Raw genomic sequence first — 16,363 nt, 5'->3', positions numbered from 1 at the left:
GCCTTACTCTTTGTCCGAAGCCGGGTCGCCAAGCGGCTGAGCATGATCATAGCGCGTCCGTTTTACTTCGAACAACTCTAACAGCCTTGCCTGTTCCAGTTCACCGAAAAGGGTGCCACCTCTCGGCTTTGTTTCTGACACTGCTTCGAGATAGCCGATTTCCTCTTCGATAAAGGGCTTCCGGCCTCCTTCAATCATGGCATGCGGGCATGAAGGGCAAACCGAGGGACCAGCAGCTGCAAAGTTTGGACCGACCTCGTCGGTCTGGCGGGGCGAGCTCCGCCGACAAGCCGCCTGGGAAGTCGCAACGTATGTCCTGGGGCACGTGCAAGTTACCCAAGGCTTGGGCCGCAGCACCAACCCGCGGCGCTGCATGATCGTCGATAGACTTGCCCCAACCCGTTCCGAGGACGTTACATGCAGTTTGCGGCGGAAAGCATCATTCAGGCGGCGGGTGGTTTTCTTCATACGTTCTCCAGCTGCCCCGGACACGACACGTTCGCCGGCTACTATAGTGCGGGCTACATGTCCCATGTAGCCCCACTCTACATCAGTCCAGAGGGCAGCAGCTTCAGGATCTTGAGTGAGGTATTGCCTTGTCATTTCAAGATTGAAGTGCCTGAGATGGTGAGAGAGCGCCTCAATCGTAGCACCTTCGAAGCGGTAGAAGTATAAAATTGCGAAGAAACGTCGGAATTGGTGAGGGTGCCAGTGCCAATCAAAGGGCGGCTTGCCAGGAATTTGATGTTGAGGGACGTTTATTGCCGCTGCAAATTCGTCCAGCTGACGTCCCACATCAAGGCGAAATATGTTTCCGAGAGGACTACGCCACTGAAAAAGGTGGTCAGTGCCTGTTTGCTGCCTTGCCGAAAAGCTTATTTGTTCCAGTTTTCGAATAGCTCTTGCAACGAGGCCAGGCACCGGAATCCACTCCTTTCGTTGGAGTGTCTTCTCGATATATATTTGCAACCACCAGCCGGACTCGTCATCCCCCCGCAGACAACCATTCCTCAGGTCATCAATTTCCTCATCCCGTCGCGCAGAGAACGCTGCGATCAGAACCCAGCACGCGGCCACGTCAAGTAGAATTTCAGAGCGGGTAGTTGGTTCTGTTGAGCGATCTTCACAAATCCAGCGAACGGAATGCTCGAGAAGATATAATACGAGTTTCGGCGGTGGAGTAGGCGTTCGTTCTGTCCCCACCCCCTTCACTGCCGCTACCCGTGCCGCTCCATGAGGGAACGGCTTGAAGGAGATTCCGTCTGCTGCAATTCGGCGCCGCATTATATAGAGATCCTCAAGCGGAGCGAGCCATCGCTGCATCGATTGAGATGTCACATTGCTCAAGGGGCGTAAGGGTTTTAGCTTTGCACCATTTCTTTTTTTCAGACCATTGCGTTTAGCTTCTCGACCGATCAGTGCCGCAACGCGCGGCAATACCTTGGCATTTGAGGGCAACCCGCACGCTGCCATGATAGGGTCCACGTGAACGATCTTGGTCCGCGCGCCAGTGGTCGGGATAACATATCGAGGCAGGCCTCCAAAAAGCTTGGGCTTCAGGGCATTCGCTGCTCTTAGGGACTCCAGGTATGCTTCAACTCTTTCAGACGCACGGAGGACTGCATCCGCGCCGTATCGAATTTCCTCAGTCAATTGCTCGATATCATACGGCTGCAAATGTGCGAAGGACCAGATATTGCGGAGACTTAGCGCGTGGGCAAGGTGCATAAGGCTCTGCACCATCGTTGCGTGTGTAGATGCATCGTCTATTTTGCTATATCGAGGGTCGCGCAGCCACCAAGCATACTCTTTCACCGTAGCATACAAGCGATCAGCGTTAATTAGGTTACGACCGTCTGCAAGCCTGTAGTTAAAATTGATCAGAGCAGTTTTATTGGCATCATGGGTGTCCGCAACGGTCCAAACCGATGCAGAATAGTCACTTTGGAGCCATTGAGAACGACGGTATTCATCGAGTTCGGCCAGATGGGAACCGACTTCAGAAGGACGTGGAGCAGATGGTTTGGCCATACAGTTACCAAGGGCGCGGCGGCGAATAGCCGGTTTGAGCAGAAATTTCTGACGCTCGTTTCCGCGCTAATTTCCATACTTTTATCATCGGACCGCGCACCATCTTCTCTTCGACTACATCCGTAAGGCAAAGCCACGGCAGCCACACCTCTTCCCATCGTTCGGGTTGATCGCGTTCCCATTCTCCTTGCACAGCTCGCAATGACGCTTGCCAGAGCTGGAGAGCTGCGATTGCTTCGACCTCCGCTATGATTAGAAGGTGCGGACAGTTGTTCCAGCAATCAAGCGTCGAGCATGAGCTTTTCGCATCGCCTGAACGGTTGAATCCATCTTTGCAAAAGGTTCCAAGACCTGTTGCGCGAAGATCGCCCAGCCTTTTCTTGAACTGTTCAATTGAGAGTCCCAATTTCGCAGCGGCATCCTCCGTGCCCGACATGATCAAAGTTTCAAATGCATTCTGAAATTTGCGTATGTTCTCATCATATTTTAACCGCGTTGGCCACTTCTGTTGATACCCTTGACTAACTTGGAGCCCATGTTGACCCTGTGCAATGCCTACCATGAGCCGCCCGTCGTTGGACAGGGCGGTGTGCAAAAGGACGCTGGGCCTGATCATGCTTGGAACAAGCAGGATGTCCTCTAACCCGGGAACATCGGCGGCAAACTTTTTGAACCAATTCGTATACCAATGCTCGGTTACAAGCTGGAAGCGAGAGCCGATCCGCATCTTAAATAACCTCTTCGCGGAGGTTACCTCATCGCTTTGCTGGGCACCAACTATAGAAACCAACCATTCTATTGCGCGGACTGAGCGTGAGCTTTCCGGCAAGTCTACTACGATTGGTCTACCTCGCGCCCTTGTTTTGCTGCCAGTGATACGTCGATACCCAACTTGGTCGCTGGGTTTCAAACAATCCCCTCGCAGATTGCGCCCAACCGCTACGTTTGCCCCGCTTTCGATTAGGTAAAGCGTAAGAATTGCACCTATGGTATCGCGCCCCGGGCTTAACATTGGTGCTATTTTCGCCAATCCGCCATACTCGAGAAGCCGCTTGGCAAAGAATGCGCCGTAAGGACCTGCGGTTGTGGCCTGGATTGACGGAAGATCGCCGTCATAGCATTCGCGTATCAGTCTAATTAGGTTGGCAATGCCCCGCGCTACTTCTGATTGGTCTGCGCTCTTGGGGTTCGGGAAGCAACTTCGAACCAGCTTCGACCGCTCATAGCTGTTCAGAGATTTATCCAAATAGGCTGCTTCGAAGGCTGGCACATCAATATCTGCTTTTTCGAGAAGTTCACGGCCACGCTCATACGAGGCCATGGCGTCGCCTACTATTGCCGCCGCGCTCTCTTGGAGGGAGTTAAGTCGCTTTTCGAGCACCAAGCGAACGGCGTCAGCAGTGTCTATGGGGTGATTTCGGGAATAGCGAAACTCCCTGCGTAAGCTTTCGCAGAACGCCTCCGCTCCAGTTTGCCCCAAATCGAAACCGTTCGCCTTCGATAATTCTTGTAGACGCTCTTCAGCGAAGGCAACGTAGTCGTTCGCCTTCTGCGTAGCGTTAGAAGTCGTTGCTTCCGCGACGCTTTTTAGTCGTCCGCTCCTACGCATAGCGTGCTTTATACCAGTTAAACGAGTAGGGATTTCTGGGATGAGCCCGCCGGAAGCCAGTGCTGAAAGGATATTCCGGAGTGCTTTAAGTGCGCCATTGATCGAATTTGCTGATCTGCGGGCCTCCGAACCTTCGGCAATTAACCAGTCGCGATAGGACAGAAGAGTATCCTCCCACTCATCTGCCGATGATATGCGCCCCATTGCAAAGGCTTCCATCATCACTGCTTTGCAACTCGGTTGAGAACTGTTTCCAATCCAAGTTAGCAATCCAAAGAGTTTCAAATAAAGGCTCTTCAGGGTCCCGGGGGCGACACTCGGGGCAAATTGCTTAAAGCGGACTCCCACTCGTTCGAGGAAGAGAGTAGGCCAAGATGGCGCCAGATCGCTGAATGCATAGACTCGACCATGAACAAACGGATCTATCCGACTTGCACTAACTTTTTCCAAAATCATTGTCTGGTGTTCGGCGATTACCTCAGCAAAAGGCTGTCGCAATAGGAAGGCCTTGGGAAGATTGATCGTCCTTGCCAGTGCCACTAAGTTAATGGTTTTTCGATCCTTGTTCAGGGCGGGATGGTTGGCCAAGGCCTTCTTTAATCGATCGAGATCTTGCTTTGTCGAATTTGGCAAATATCCTTCTGCTTGGGCACGTGCATCCAGATCTTCAAATAGAGCGCGAATTTCAGGGTAACGAACGAAGGTGCCCCCTCCCTTCAGGCCGAAGCGTTGATAAGCGGCAGTGCGGTCCACCTTGCCGTTGCGAAGTCCAAGTCTTCCAGCGTCATATTCCTCGTAGAGCCAATCGCGCATTTCCGAAAAATGCCTCATCGGCCCAGTTTCGACACCGAGCTTTTGCTCGTATTCTGCGAATACGTGGCGAAACTTTGTTAAAGCTCCAGGTGTGTAACCAAGTTTGGTAGCATAGTATGCGCGATTGATTTTTCCATTCCGACTGGCCGGAATGCCGCCATTTGCGTGATCGCTATCGAGCAGTTCCCGAATCTTTGAATCGGTTAGCTTACCCCCCTCCGGCGGGGATTTCTGTTTGAGGGATGCCTTGACGGCCACGCCGATCGTTACACTGCAACTTCCGCACGAATCGCGGCATGAGGAGCGTATCCCTCAACTTGAAAATCCTCGATCCGGTAGTCATCGATACTCTTCGCCTGACGCAGTAGCTTCATTTGTGGGAATGGGCGAGGCTCTCGCGAGAGTTGCACTCGCGCTTGATCTACGTGGTTGAGGTATAGATGAACATCACCGCCGACCCATACCAGTTCTCCTGGACGTAGCCCCGCCTGCTGCGCCAACATCAGTTGTAGGGCAGTTGCGCCAACATAATTGAATGCAGCACCAAGCAACAGGTCGACAGACCTCTGAAACAAAAGGCAATTTAAGCGACCATCAGAAGTAACGTGGTATTGGTAGACCATGTGGCAGGGCGGTAAGGCCATGGTGTTAAGTTCCGCGACATTCCAACCATGGAAAAGCATCCGCCTGCTCGTTGGGTTTTCGCGAAGAGTTTGGATTAAATCTGCGATCTGATCATACTCATTGCCATCAGAACCCAGCCACCGGCGCCATTGTTTGCCATACACGGGACCAAGTTCTCCCCAGCGCGCCGCGAATGCATCGTCTTCGACAATCTGGCGCTCGAAGGCCTCCTGAGAAATATGTTCGCCAGTCTCCCGGCGGTAAGACGCCAAGGGCCAATCTGTCCAAATACGAACTTTTTCGCGCAAGAGCGGCTGTATGTTAGTTCCCCCAGTAAGAAACCACAGCATTTCTTTCACTGCGGCCTTCCAGTAGACGCGCTTCGTCGTAAGGATGGGGACCGTGCCGCTGGAGAGGTCAAAGCGCACCATCGCCCCGAAGATGGACCGAGTGCCAACGCCCGTCCGATCGACGCGCTCGTCTCCATTTTCCAGAACTTGGGAGAGCAAGTCGAGATATTGATACTCAGGATGGCGCATGCGCGGGCCTCGCGTTAATAAGGTGGAGGATCATGATAGAGACATTAACGAAATCGGAACGCTACAGCCAGCGCTTCTAACTGGGACAATAGCGCTATTGTGGGCGGATGCCGGAATAGCGGTCTCGCAGATTTGCGTGGTTTTGATTGACCGCATCCGACGCCTTTCTAAAGCGTCAGACGCTCGCGTGCCGATCAGGCGCTGTGGCGGTTTGCGCGAAGCCGCGCCGGCCGGCAGGACGCTACGCCCGCACTGTCTGTGCCGCGCCGGTTCGTCAGCAGCCGGGGCCGCCAGTCGGCCCTTGCAACCTTTTGCCTCGGCGGCCAAACTATTTTTGCTATGCCGGAAAAGAAGGGCACGCCGAGGAACATATCCGCCGAGCGCTGGTAAAGCTGCAAATGCAGCTTGCCGCCCGCGATGCGCACCTGCCAGAGCGTATGGCAGGGCGGCAGCGCCATCTGGTCCACCTCGCCCGGATTCCACGCCGAAACGATCAGGCGGCGGCTGTCGGGGGTCTTGCGGATTGCCTCGACCAGTTTGGCGATCTGATCGACCTGCCCGGCTTGATGGAGCAGCGTGCCATCGGGCTGGGGCATCGGGTCACCCACCATCGGGAAACGCCGCCACTGGTGGCCGTAAACCGGGCCGAGATCGCCGTTCTCATCGGCCCATTCGTCCCAGATGCGAACGCCGTTTTCCTTGAGATAGGCAATGTTCGTATCCCCGGCGAGGAACCACAAAAGCTCATGCACGATGGATTTCAGATGCAGCTTTTTGGTGGTGACCAGCGGAAAGCCTTCGGCCATCCGGTAACGCTGCTGCATCCCGAAATGAGAGATCGTCCCCGTCCCCGTGCGGTCGGTCGAGGTCACCCCCTGCTCCAGCACTTCGCGCAGCGCATCATGGTACTGTTTCACGCGGGCTTCCTCATCATTCGTGGCGGTTGCTTCTGCATAGCCTTCCGGGCCCTCGGCCTCAAGCCGATCAACAGACATCGCCCGCCCACTTTGACTCCGCGGGTTTCGCCCCTATCCTCCACCGCGAAGCGCGAAGGGTTGATTTACCCCCGCCCGCTTTGAACGACATTCAAGCTTGAAAGGGGCGCCGCCCCATTCAGGCCAGCCAACCAAAGGAAAACCGATGCCCATCAAATACCTGCACACCATGGTGCGCGTGAAAGATCTCGACGCCTCCATCGCATTTTACAAACTTCTGGGGTTGGTCGAGCGGCGCCGGATCGACAACGAAGGGGGCCGTTTCACGCTGGTTTTCCTCTGCCCCCCGGGCATGGACGACGGTCACGCCGATGTCGAACTGACCTACAATTGGGACGGCGACGATGCGCTGCCCAGCGACAGCCGCCATTTCGGCCACCTCGCCTATACGGTCGAGAATATCTATGAGACCTGCCAGTATCTGCAAGACAACGGCGTCACCATTAACCGCCCGCCGCGCGACGGGCGCATGGCCTTTGTCCGCTCGCCCGACAATATTTCCGTCGAACTGCTGCAAGAGGGTGACGCCCAGCCCGTGCAGGAACCATGGGCCAGCATGGAAAACACCGGTCATTGGTGAGCGGCTGCATTGGTGCCGCTCTGGCGCTGATGGGCTCTGCGCAGGGGGGCTTCCCGCCTCCCGCGCTTTTCTGATGCCCTGCCGAAGGCGGAGAAAGTAGAGCGATGATCCGTGCCGCCCTCGCCCTTTTTATCAGCCTATCAAGCACGCAATGGGCCGAGGCCGCCTGTCGTCAGGCGCTGGCCTTGGGGCTGGACGTTTCAGGTTCGGTCGATGCGCGGGAGTATCAGTTGCAGATCGGCGGCGTGGCCGAAGCGCTGGAGGACCCGCGCGTGCGAGACGCCCTATTGGCGTTGCCGGGGCATCACGTCGATCTGATGGTCTATGAGTGGAGCGGGTCCAGCGATCAGCGGGTAATCCTGCCTTGGACGCCATTGCGCGATGCAGCTACGCTTGACGATGCAATCGCTCAATTACGCAACACGGAGCGGCGCGCGGCCTCGCCCGGCACGGCCTTGGGCGATGCCATGCAATTCGGCGCGCGGCAGTTGGCGGCACGGTCGGACTGCCGGAAGCACACGCTGGATATCTCCGGCGATGGCATTTCGAACTTCGGGCCGCGGCCCCGGGATATACGCCACAATTTGCAAGCCCAGCCCCTCACGCCGCAGAGGCTGACCATAAATGGCTTGGTGATCGGAACAGAAGACGCAGCCGTTGGCGACAGCGGACAGGCCGAGGTCGGCGGGCTGGCGTCATACTACCGGGCCGAAGTCGTCCTCGGCCCCAGGGCATTCGTTGAGGCGGCAGAGGGGTTCGAAGATTACGCCCGCGCCATGACCCGAAAACTCCTACGTGAATTGGACGGGCGGGCCTATGCCCACCTCCCCCCTGCCCGGGATCAGTAGATATAGCGGATCTGATCCGTCCAATACCGCTCCATCCGTTTGAGCGAGCGGGTGATATCCTCGATCCCCGCATCCCCCAAGACGCCCTTTTTTTCCATCCCATCGGCATGGCGCGAGAAAAGATCAGCGACCACATCTCGGATATAGCGCCCCTTTTCGGTCAGCCGCACGCGCACGGAACGGCGGTCAATCTCGCAGCGTTGATGGTGCATATAGCCCATTTCGACCAGTTTCTTGATGTTTGTGATAGAGCGCAATAAAGGAGGGGTACTGGATAGGAGCTTATATCGTGATCACCCAACACCGCGTCGACTCACCTGCGAGCGTTGAGCAGCGCCCCCTCGCCTTTTCATACGTCCGCTTCAGTAGTGAAAAGCAAAGGCAAGGCGCCAGCCTCGAGCGGCAGACTGAGGCAGCGAGGAGATGGGCTGATGAAAACGGGTACGTCCTCTCGACTACGACCTTCGAGGACTTGGCAGTTTCAGCCTTCAAGGGAGACAACAGTTCCGCAGGGCGTCTCGCAGCGTTCCTTGCCGCCGTTGAGAGCGGAGCTGTCCCTACAGGTTCAGTGCTGCTGGTAGAGAACCTTGACCGCATCTCACGACAGAAGATCAGGAAGGCCCGGAATACGCTCGAAGAGATCATCGACGCCGGTGTGGACGTCGTTACCCTCGCAAACAACAAGCGGTACAGTCAGAACGATCTGGATGAAGATGCGATGACCGGGATCGAGATCATTCTCACATTCCAGAGGGCACACGAAGAGAGCCTCACAAAGTCCAAGCGCGTCAGACATGGATGGCAAAGGAACCTCGAGCAGGTACGCGAGGGCAAACGGCTCCGCTCAAGAGCAATCCCAAACTGGCTGAAGCTGGTTGGGACCATGGACGATGGTCAGTTCGAGATCATTGAGGATCGCGCCGCGGTGACACGCGAGTTGTTCTCAAGGTTCGCGGATGGTGACACCGTATGGTCTATCGCAAAGAGCTTCCGTGACCGAGGCATCAAGACCCCGAGGGGCAAGACTTTCGCAAGTGGCAACATCTACAGGCTGGTTAAATCGAAGGCCCCCTATGGTATTCTTGAGATCGGACGAGGGACCAAAAATGACCGGACCGTGTTCGATCAGAAGGAGGACTACTTCCCGAGAATAGTCGACGAGGATGTCCAGCGCCGAGTAAGGATGCGTCTCAATGGCATCGCCCAGCGCAAGGAAGGGAACCGGATCGTCAACAACCCGAAACGAAGGACCCACGGCATACTCACTGGGGTTATTCGGACCAAGGAGGGGGAACGCTGCGTCTGTCGCAAGGGAACCGATGGTTCTTTTGCCTACGTTGAAACTACGACGAGGCGCTGGCTTGCGTCGAGGAACGTGATTGAAAGCCGGTTTCTTAACGGTTGGTCTGAGATCGTCGCAGCACACCAGACTGATAGTAACCCTGAAATCGAGAGCATTGAGGCGGCTTTGGCAACTGCTCTGGGCGATGCTCATGCGGCGACAAAAAGACTGGAAGAAGAACCACTTTCCCCACGGTTCAAGGCCATTGTTGAAAGTAACCTTCTGGCAGCTGAAGCGAATATCGAGGAACTGCAGGGATACCTCAAGGATTTGCGTAGAGGGCAAGCGCTCGCGGCACAGGAGGTACCTGATGATCTCCCAGACGCTCTTCAGCGCGGGAGAATGGAACCTTGGGAAGCCAACCAGTGGGTGCGAATGATCATCGAACAGGTGACCGTCCTCAGAGGTGACAAGAAACGAGGGCCGGAGAGAAAGACCATGCTGATCGTCACGCTGAAAAATGGCGCAACCATAGACCTTGGGGATACCGAACTGATGTTCCAATAGCGACCTTATTTCGTCTTCCTATTCTTGGTCATTCGATCCTTTACGGTTACCGCGATCTGAAAGCGACCATTACAAGTGCATGCGCCGACCGAACCATTTGGAAATCATCACGCAACTTGGCTTTGAAAACGACGAGCGTTTAACATTGAGGAACCCACTTTCTCTATAGGGCAGACACCGTGGACCTGACAGAGCCACGAAAATAAGGATGCGGTATTCCACCCCTCTTCTGAGACAAGAGATACGTAATGATCTACCTTATGTTTGGAGGGGAAAGGGAGTTACTGCTCCCCCATGAGAAGAAAATACCAAGAGATCTACCTATAGTTACCATCCTGAGTGCACCTCAGGTGATCGCCTGAGGATGACTGTCAGGCAACCAGCGCGAAGCTGCAGAGCTGAATGTTGATGCAAACAGGTAAGCGCCTCAATGATCCGACCCACAAGGCAGGATTGGCCCCGCGCCAACTCAGATAATTGAGACCTTCGATATTCCACCTCACAACTACGAGCAGCTCTCCCATCATGCCTGCTTGCTCCAACCTTGTTGGGCTATTGCGTTACCTCAGATAGACCTCAAGGCCTGTGCAATGACTGTCCTATGCCCCTTTTATCGTAGTCGATAGCAACTCATCTCCGGATGGTCGTCAGCATCATTGACTGACCAAATAGGTCCGTTCCCGCCCCACCATTCTCGTTTTCTAATACTGGTCTCCACCTCGAGTGATCGCTCGAGATGCACACAGTGTCCTCAGTTAAACAACGCCCTCAAGGTCTCTTCATTACATGTGCGGAGGCGGATTGGTGCGCCCTCCTCCCAATCCCTATACGCCTGAAAGAGACAAACATGCTTCAAGCATTACTATGCCCGCAGTGTAACTTGCAGTTCGCGCCCAGACGCTCAAACCAAAAGTACTGCTCCGATCCGTGTCGAAAAAACGGGGCCCGAGGTGACAGGTCTACCGAGAACCGAACACGGAGCATGCGTCATTTTGAGAGGTCCCAACGCCTTCGCGAAGCCCTCTACGTTGTCCCACCCGGGTATCGCCTTGGTGTAATGCGTGAAATCCTCGATCAAGTTCCATCGGACGGTGGTCTTCGTAACATTCTCACTGACCCAGCGCTGCTTTCGGAGCGTCCCCGGGCAGATAACAGAATGAACATCGCAAGAGCGGCCAGCGCCTACACAGAGATGTTTTTCGGGGTCTCAATCTCGACTTACGTACGAAAAGTACGCAGTGGGGAGAAGATCGAAGGAATCGCGATTCAACAAACGTGAGCCATTTGACTGTAGGCACCCGCAGCGACCCTGTGGGGCGCCTCTCAGATCAACTGATGTTTGTCGGGAGGGCACTGCCGCAAGCGCACCGGGAGCGACTCTGCAGGCTTCCCCACACAGTCCTGCGAGAGAGCGTATCTGGCCCTTCTGTGCCACTTCCAGCACAACATAGGAAAATGGATGGTACTGAGCTGCGTTTGGGCTTTCAGGCACAAGCAGGCAGAAAGGTCGTCCTTGGCTTTCCCACCTTTTTTCGGAATAGTTTGCAAAAATCGAACGGTTCGAAAAAATCCACCTGAAGAGATGGTAGCGGCCACGGGGAAGCAGCCGCCACTGTGATCAAAGGAAAGAGTAGCCGATCCCCATAGAGACCAGAACAATCACAAAGACCGCTGCAACGGCTACGTTGCCACTGGCATTGGCCTCGAAGTGCTTTCCAATTCGGATGAGAAGTTTGCTTTCTGTGCTTCGCATCACAAGCCTCCTCAACCCATTGTATCCAGCTGTTGCTGCATGACATGCAGCCTCACGGTCTTGAAAAGGTTGGCCCAATGGTTCCGGTTTTTGCCAAGAGAATCCGGTGCATTGCCGATATCGCGGATTGCCTGTTTGGTCTCCGAAACCAGCTCGGGAGCAAGCTCTTTCCACGAGGACAGTACATTGTCAAACCCTCCAGCCCACTCTCCGACCCCAGTTGTGGGGTCGATGGTGACAAAGTTCCTGAAGGCACCCAGAATCGGATACGCGGCGCCTTTGGTGAGCCTTTGATCGTGATCATCGAGCTTCGCATACCGAAACTGATAGCGCCCTCTGGACGGCGGAGCTTTTTCAACGATACGGAGGTTCCCAGCGCGGCCGCCTACAGTGTCATTGTACACTCGGAGGAAGTCACGGCGAATATGATCATAGAGAACGAGAGTATCGAGCAACAAAGGCTCGAATGCCGCGTACTTTCTCCCCGCCGGGTTATCGCGATGCTCTTCAAAGTCATCGCCGAACTTCTTGAGAGGAGCAGACCATTTTTCGTACGCAGCGATCGGGTGCCTTGAGTCTCGAACGGGGTAATCTGTGACGTTCATTAACTCGAGCATGGACACCAGTTCACGGACGTCGATGTCTTTCCTATCCGATTCCTTGAAACCAATATCATCTGCCCAATCTTGGCCTTCCACCACCTCTTTGAGACTCTTGAAGGCACCATCAAGCTCAAAAATCGAACGAGGCTGAACCGAGATGCCAGTGTTCTGGCCTCTGGCGATATCCACGCGAAGTGTATGGTTGTCTACACCATCAAGTCCCGTGATGATTTTGACCTCCACATGCTGGCCTTCGGCGATTGAGTCATCCTCTTGGCAGCCGTAAATGATCTCTGTGGTATGCCCACCATTGGCAATGCCGTAGTCATCGTCAATCATGACATCGAAGATCCGCTTGTCGATCATCTCAATGTCTTCGGCAATGATCGTAATACCAAGGTTCAGCAGATCAAAGGTGCCGGGAAGCGCCTCTTTACCTTCAAGGCTGGCTTTCACATCTTTGTAGACTTGCCGGTTCATGCCAACCGGGTCACGCAAATTCGCTCCGGTCGGGACGCCTTTGGGAAAGAGTCGCGCCGGGACGAGAAAAGTATGCTTGACGATGTTCGGAAGAGTTGGGTGTTTGACGCTACGCGCTTCGGACACCTCAAACCGATATGGTTTGATAGCCATGTTTGTCTTACTCCATGAGCCGCGATGGGCCTATGTTACAGGGCGCGATGGCCCTGGCAGGCAGGATTACCTGAGATTATGTTATCACATGAACCATCAACGCGCAACTATCGCTGATTTGAACCACCATATGTGGTGGGTCACTGTAAGATGACCTCATGTGCCAGCGCGGCCCCAAAGCCAACCCCAACATCGCCCATAGCCGCCTTAAACTTACGTTCGCTGATAGTCCCGGCGTGCAATGCCCTACTTGCTGCGAAAGCGGCGCCGACGAGAAGAGAGGACACAGCACCGCTCACTATTGTCTCGTTGATATCCGTTCCGTAAGTCGCGAGAAGAGCCTCGCGCATCCGCCTCCAGCTCGTCCGCTATGATTCCTTCAGCAGCAAGCTTGGATGCTGCGACTACCACCATCGTCCCCGCGACACGATCGGGCTTTTGAAGGATCGAACTGAATACGACTGTGCGCTTCTTCAAGTTGCTTGAGGTCAGCAAGGTTGGTCTCATGTTGCTCCATCGTTGCATCATATCTCGGAACTTCGCAGAGAAAATGAGCGAGGACTTGTGGTTCGCAATCTTGGTTCCGTACTGCCAACTGGTGATAGAACTCTACAGCGCAAACAAAATGCGCCGTACAATATTGGGCAAAAAAATCTGAAAGGCTTTTATAGCGAAGACCTTCCTCGGCTTCCCCCCGTGCCCCCCGGCACGATAGCGACAATGGCTGTCATGGGGCAGCTGCCTATCCTCCCCTTTTACTTTTAATTTTACTAACATCTTGAGGTTGTAGCTGACGTTGCTGCCCTGATAGTAACCGCGGCTTTTAAGCTCTCCCGCGGTCACTTCATTATCGCCGATATTGAACAAAAGCAGCGCTTGGACGGCGTTGATCTCCAACACGCCGACGCGCTCGAATTCGTCCTTGATCACGTCCAGCAGCAAGCGGTGCAGCCGCTCGACCAGCGACAGGGACTCAAGATAGCCTGCCATGAAACCCTTTATGGCCATCGGCTGCGTGGCGGGGTCTTGAATGCTCATGCGAAATCTCCGGTTCACCTTGTTTGAACCGGAAACTCGCTAAAAAATCAGAATAATTCGTTAAACCCTTTCGGGTTTTCTGAATTAGCCCCGCGCCTCGGCCAATTGCCCACGGATATCCGCGATCAGAGCCGCATATTCCGCCGGAGCCTCGGTCTGTCCGCTGACCCAAAGATAGAGGTCGTGGTCATTCTCGTTCAGCATTTGGTCGTAGAGCGTGAGGCCCGCGTCATCCATCTGGGGCAACCGCGCCTCGGCATAGGCCGAGAGGATCAGGTCCATCTCTTTGATGCCCCGGCGCATAGAGCGCATTTGCAGGCGTTTGATCCGGTGTTCGGGGGCTTCAGGCATCTGCGGGCTCCGTCATGAGGCGCCGAATGCGCTTTTCCAATTTGCCGACAGTCTCGGCCTTTTTCAGCAGGTCGCTGCGCAGGGCGCGCATATCGGCTAGCACCTCTTCGAGATCGACACGGCGCGCGGTCTCGCCCGCTTCGGGGGCATCGACGCCCTCCCCCTCGCCCGTGATCAGCCACATCATCGAGACATTGAGCAGCCCCGCCAGCATCGACAGCCGGTTGGCGCGCGGCTCCGACAGGTCGTCTTCCCAACCGCGCAGGGTGGACAGGCGCACGCCCAGCCGTTTGGCCAGCATCGCCTGTGTCATGCCGGTCTGTTCGCGGGCCGCCGCGACCCGGTCGCCAAAGGTGGCGGCCTCGGGGCCGTACCAGTCAATCTCGTCGGTCATGCTTCCTCTCCTGCCAGACACCCTTGCCGGGTGCGGGGACGCCCCCTATGAACGTGGAGATATTCATAAGCAACCCGAGGCTGAAATGGAACTGCTGTCCGCGACCCTTGATCGGGTCAAACCGTCGCCCACCATCGCCGTCACCACCAAAGCGGCAGAACTCAAGGCCGCGGGGCGCGACATCATCGCGCTTGGCGCGGGCGAGCCGGATTTCGACACGCCGCAGAACATCAAGGACGCAGCCGTGGCCGCGATCAACGCGGGCAAGACGAAATACACCCCCGTCGACGGCATCCCCGAGTTGAAACAGGCGATCTGCGCCAAGTTCAAACGCGACAACGGGCTCGACTACACGCCCGCGCAGGTCAGCGTCGGCACCGGGGGTAAGCAGATCCTCTACAACGCGTTGATGGCCACGATGAACCCAGGCGAAGAGGTCGTGATCCCCGCGCCCTATTGGGTGAGCTACCCCGACATGGTGCTTTTGGCGGGCGGCACGCCGGTCATCGCCCCCGCGACGCTTGAGAATGATTTCAAGCTCACCCCCGAGGCGCTGGAAGAGGCGATCACGCCCAAGACCAAATGGTTCATCTTCAACTCCCCCTCGAACCCCACCGGGGCGGGCTACAGCCACGACGAGCTGAAGGCGCTGACCGACGTGCTGATGCGCCACCCGCATGTCTGGGTGATGACCGACGACATGTATGAGCACCTCGCCTACGACGGTTTCGAGTTCTGCACGCCCGCGCAGGTGGAACCCGCACTCTACGACCGCACGCTGACGGTCAACGGCGTGTCGAAAGCCTATGCCATGACCGGCTGGCGCATTGGCTATGCCGCAGGGCCGGAAAAGCTGATCGGTGCGATGCGCAAGATCCAGTCGCAGAGCACCTCGAACCCCTGTTCGGTCAGCCAATGGGCCGCGGTGGAGGCGCTGAACGGCACGCAGGATTACATCGCCGAAAACAACGAGACCTTCGTGCGCCGCCGCAATCTGGTGGTGGAGATGCTCTCGGCCATCGAGGGCATCACTTGCCCGACGCCCGAGGGGGCGTTTTACGTCTATCCCTCTATCGCCGGGCTGATCGGCAAGACCTCGGCGGCGGGCACCAAGATCACGGATGACGAGGCTTTCGCCACCGCTTTGCTTGAGGAGACCGGCGTTGCGGTCGTCTTTGGCGCGGCCTTCGGGCTTTCGCCGAATTTCCGGGTCAGCTACGCTACCTCGGATGAGGCGCTGAAAGAGGCGTGCAGCCGCATCCAGAGCTTCTGCGCCGGGCTGACGTAAGGGACAACACCATGGCGGGCGATCTTCCCGACTATTACTTCAGGGTCCGCGAGAATGGCGCGGCGGTGTTTCGGCTGGATGCCGCGAACCGCCAGCGCCGGATCGAGATGGAGCAGATCGCCGTCGTCAACATCCGCAACGGAGAGGTAAAGCCTCATGGGCAGCACCGTTTGACCGAGGCCGATCAGGCCGAGATTGCCCGCTGGACCAAGGCCCGCCGCGAGACCCTTGCGGCGCGCGAGATTGACGACATCCGCCGCGCCGTGGAGCATCTGAACCTCACCACCCAATGGGCGCAGTCCCGCGCCACGGATGCCGAGCTTGAGGCGGTGACGGATGAGCTGTTGCTGGCCATGCACGACCTGCGCAGCACGCTGGTGCGCAAAAAGGCGGATCGGATGGATCGGGGCTGACGC

At 56.1% G+C, this 16,363-nt stretch carries 12 protein-coding genes and 2 pseudogenes; 5 read left to right on the top strand and 9 right to left on the bottom strand.

Annotation, left to right across the window (positions count from 1 at the left end; translation table 11 throughout):
• Positions 1–3: 3 nt before the first annotated feature.
• The 4 genes from HKX24_RS05725 to thyA all read right to left on the bottom strand — a co-directional run bounded on the left by HKX24_RS05725 (position 4) and on the right by thyA (position 6,533).
• Positions 4–2,031 carry a hypothetical protein gene (locus HKX24_RS05725; RefSeq protein ID WP_276153853.1) on the bottom strand — a complete coding sequence of 676 codons (2,028 nt, stop codon included), beginning with the start codon at positions 2,029–2,031 and terminating at the stop codon, positions 4–6.
• A gap of 4 nt (positions 2,032–2,035) precedes the next feature.
• A complete protein-coding gene (locus tag HKX24_RS05720; protein WP_276153852.1) occupies positions 2,036–4,711 on the bottom strand; it encodes a hypothetical protein in 2,676 nt (891 codons plus the stop codon).
• 8 nt (positions 4,712–4,719) lie between these two features.
• Positions 4,720–5,616, bottom strand: a complete 897-nt coding sequence (locus HKX24_RS05715) for a thymidylate synthase (protein WP_276153851.1) — start codon at positions 5,614–5,616, stop codon at positions 4,720–4,722.
• Between the two features lie 194 nt (positions 5,617–5,810).
• On the bottom strand, positions 5,811–6,533 hold the full coding sequence (gene thyA, locus HKX24_RS05710; protein WP_276153886.1) for a thymidylate synthase: 723 nt from the start codon (positions 6,531–6,533) through the stop codon (positions 5,811–5,813).
• Between the two features lie 223 nt (positions 6,534–6,756).
• Here thyA and HKX24_RS05705 point away from each other — a divergent pair, with 223 nt between their 5' ends.
• Together HKX24_RS05705 and HKX24_RS05700 are read left to right on the top strand one after the other, a co-directional pair.
• On the top strand, positions 6,757–7,191 hold the full coding sequence (locus HKX24_RS05705) for a VOC family protein (protein ID WP_271693263.1): 435 nt from the start codon (positions 6,757–6,759) through the stop codon (positions 7,189–7,191).
• 104 nt (positions 7,192–7,295) lie between these two features.
• Positions 7,296–8,039, top strand: coding sequence for a DUF1194 domain-containing protein (locus HKX24_RS05700; protein ID WP_271693262.1), 744 nt, complete (start codon positions 7,296–7,298; stop codon positions 8,037–8,039).
• Here HKX24_RS05700 and HKX24_RS05695 read toward each other — a convergent pair.
• A pseudogene (locus tag HKX24_RS05695) lies at positions 8,033–8,281 on the bottom strand (winged helix DNA-binding protein); the annotation flags it as partial. The gene HKX24_RS05700 and the pseudogene HKX24_RS05695 overlap by 7 nt on opposite strands.
• Before the next feature lie 47 nt (positions 8,282–8,328).
• On the opposite strand from HKX24_RS05695, the gene HKX24_RS05690 reads away from it, so the two are divergent.
• Positions 8,329–9,888 carry a recombinase family protein gene (locus tag HKX24_RS05690; RefSeq protein WP_271693261.1) on the top strand — a complete coding sequence of 520 codons (1,560 nt, stop codon included), beginning with the start codon at positions 8,329–8,331 and terminating at the stop codon, positions 9,886–9,888.
• Positions 9,889–11,652: 1,764 nt separating this feature from the next.
• Here the strand turns inward: HKX24_RS05690 and HKX24_RS05685 are convergent.
• The 4 genes and pseudogenes from HKX24_RS05685 to HKX24_RS05670 all read right to left on the bottom strand — a co-directional run bounded on the left by HKX24_RS05685 (position 11,653) and on the right by HKX24_RS05670 (position 14,659).
• The gene (locus tag HKX24_RS05685; RefSeq protein ID WP_271693260.1) at positions 11,653–12,876 is read right to left on the bottom strand and encodes an AIPR family protein; all 1,224 of its coding nucleotides are present in this window, start codon (positions 12,874–12,876) and stop codon (positions 11,653–11,655) included.
• Positions 12,877–13,638: 762 nt separating this feature from the next.
• Positions 13,639–13,914: pseudogene (locus tag HKX24_RS05680) on the bottom strand (winged helix DNA-binding protein); the annotation flags it as partial.
• 84 nt (positions 13,915–13,998) lie between these two features.
• The gene (locus tag HKX24_RS05675) at positions 13,999–14,265 is read right to left on the bottom strand and encodes a succinate dehydrogenase assembly factor 2 (RefSeq protein ID WP_271693259.1); all 267 of its coding nucleotides are present in this window, start codon (positions 14,263–14,265) and stop codon (positions 13,999–14,001) included.
• On the bottom strand, positions 14,258–14,659 hold the full coding sequence (locus HKX24_RS05670; RefSeq protein WP_271693258.1) for a helix-turn-helix domain-containing protein: 402 nt from the start codon (positions 14,657–14,659) through the stop codon (positions 14,258–14,260). The genes HKX24_RS05675 and HKX24_RS05670 overlap by 8 nt, the downstream gene beginning before the upstream one ends.
• Before the next feature lie 85 nt (positions 14,660–14,744).
• On the opposite strand from HKX24_RS05670, the gene HKX24_RS05665 reads away from it, so the two are divergent.
• Together HKX24_RS05665 and HKX24_RS05660 are read left to right on the top strand one after the other, a co-directional pair.
• The gene (locus tag HKX24_RS05665; protein ID WP_271693257.1) at positions 14,745–15,947 is read left to right on the top strand and encodes a pyridoxal phosphate-dependent aminotransferase; all 1,203 of its coding nucleotides are present in this window, start codon (positions 14,745–14,747) and stop codon (positions 15,945–15,947) included.
• Positions 15,948–15,958: 11 nt separating this feature from the next.
• Positions 15,959–16,360, top strand: coding sequence for a hypothetical protein (locus HKX24_RS05660; RefSeq protein WP_271693256.1), 402 nt, complete (start codon positions 15,959–15,961; stop codon positions 16,358–16,360).
• The last annotated feature ends 3 nt before the right edge of the window (positions 16,361–16,363 follow it).

The organism is Sulfitobacter sp. M85, from assembly GCF_029285915.1.
In the GTDB taxonomy this organism is placed as follows: domain Bacteria; phylum Pseudomonadota; class Alphaproteobacteria; order Rhodobacterales; family Rhodobacteraceae; genus Sulfitobacter; species Sulfitobacter faviae.
Note: the sequence above shows the minus strand (reverse complement) of the source record. Positions and strands in the feature narration are given on the sequence as shown.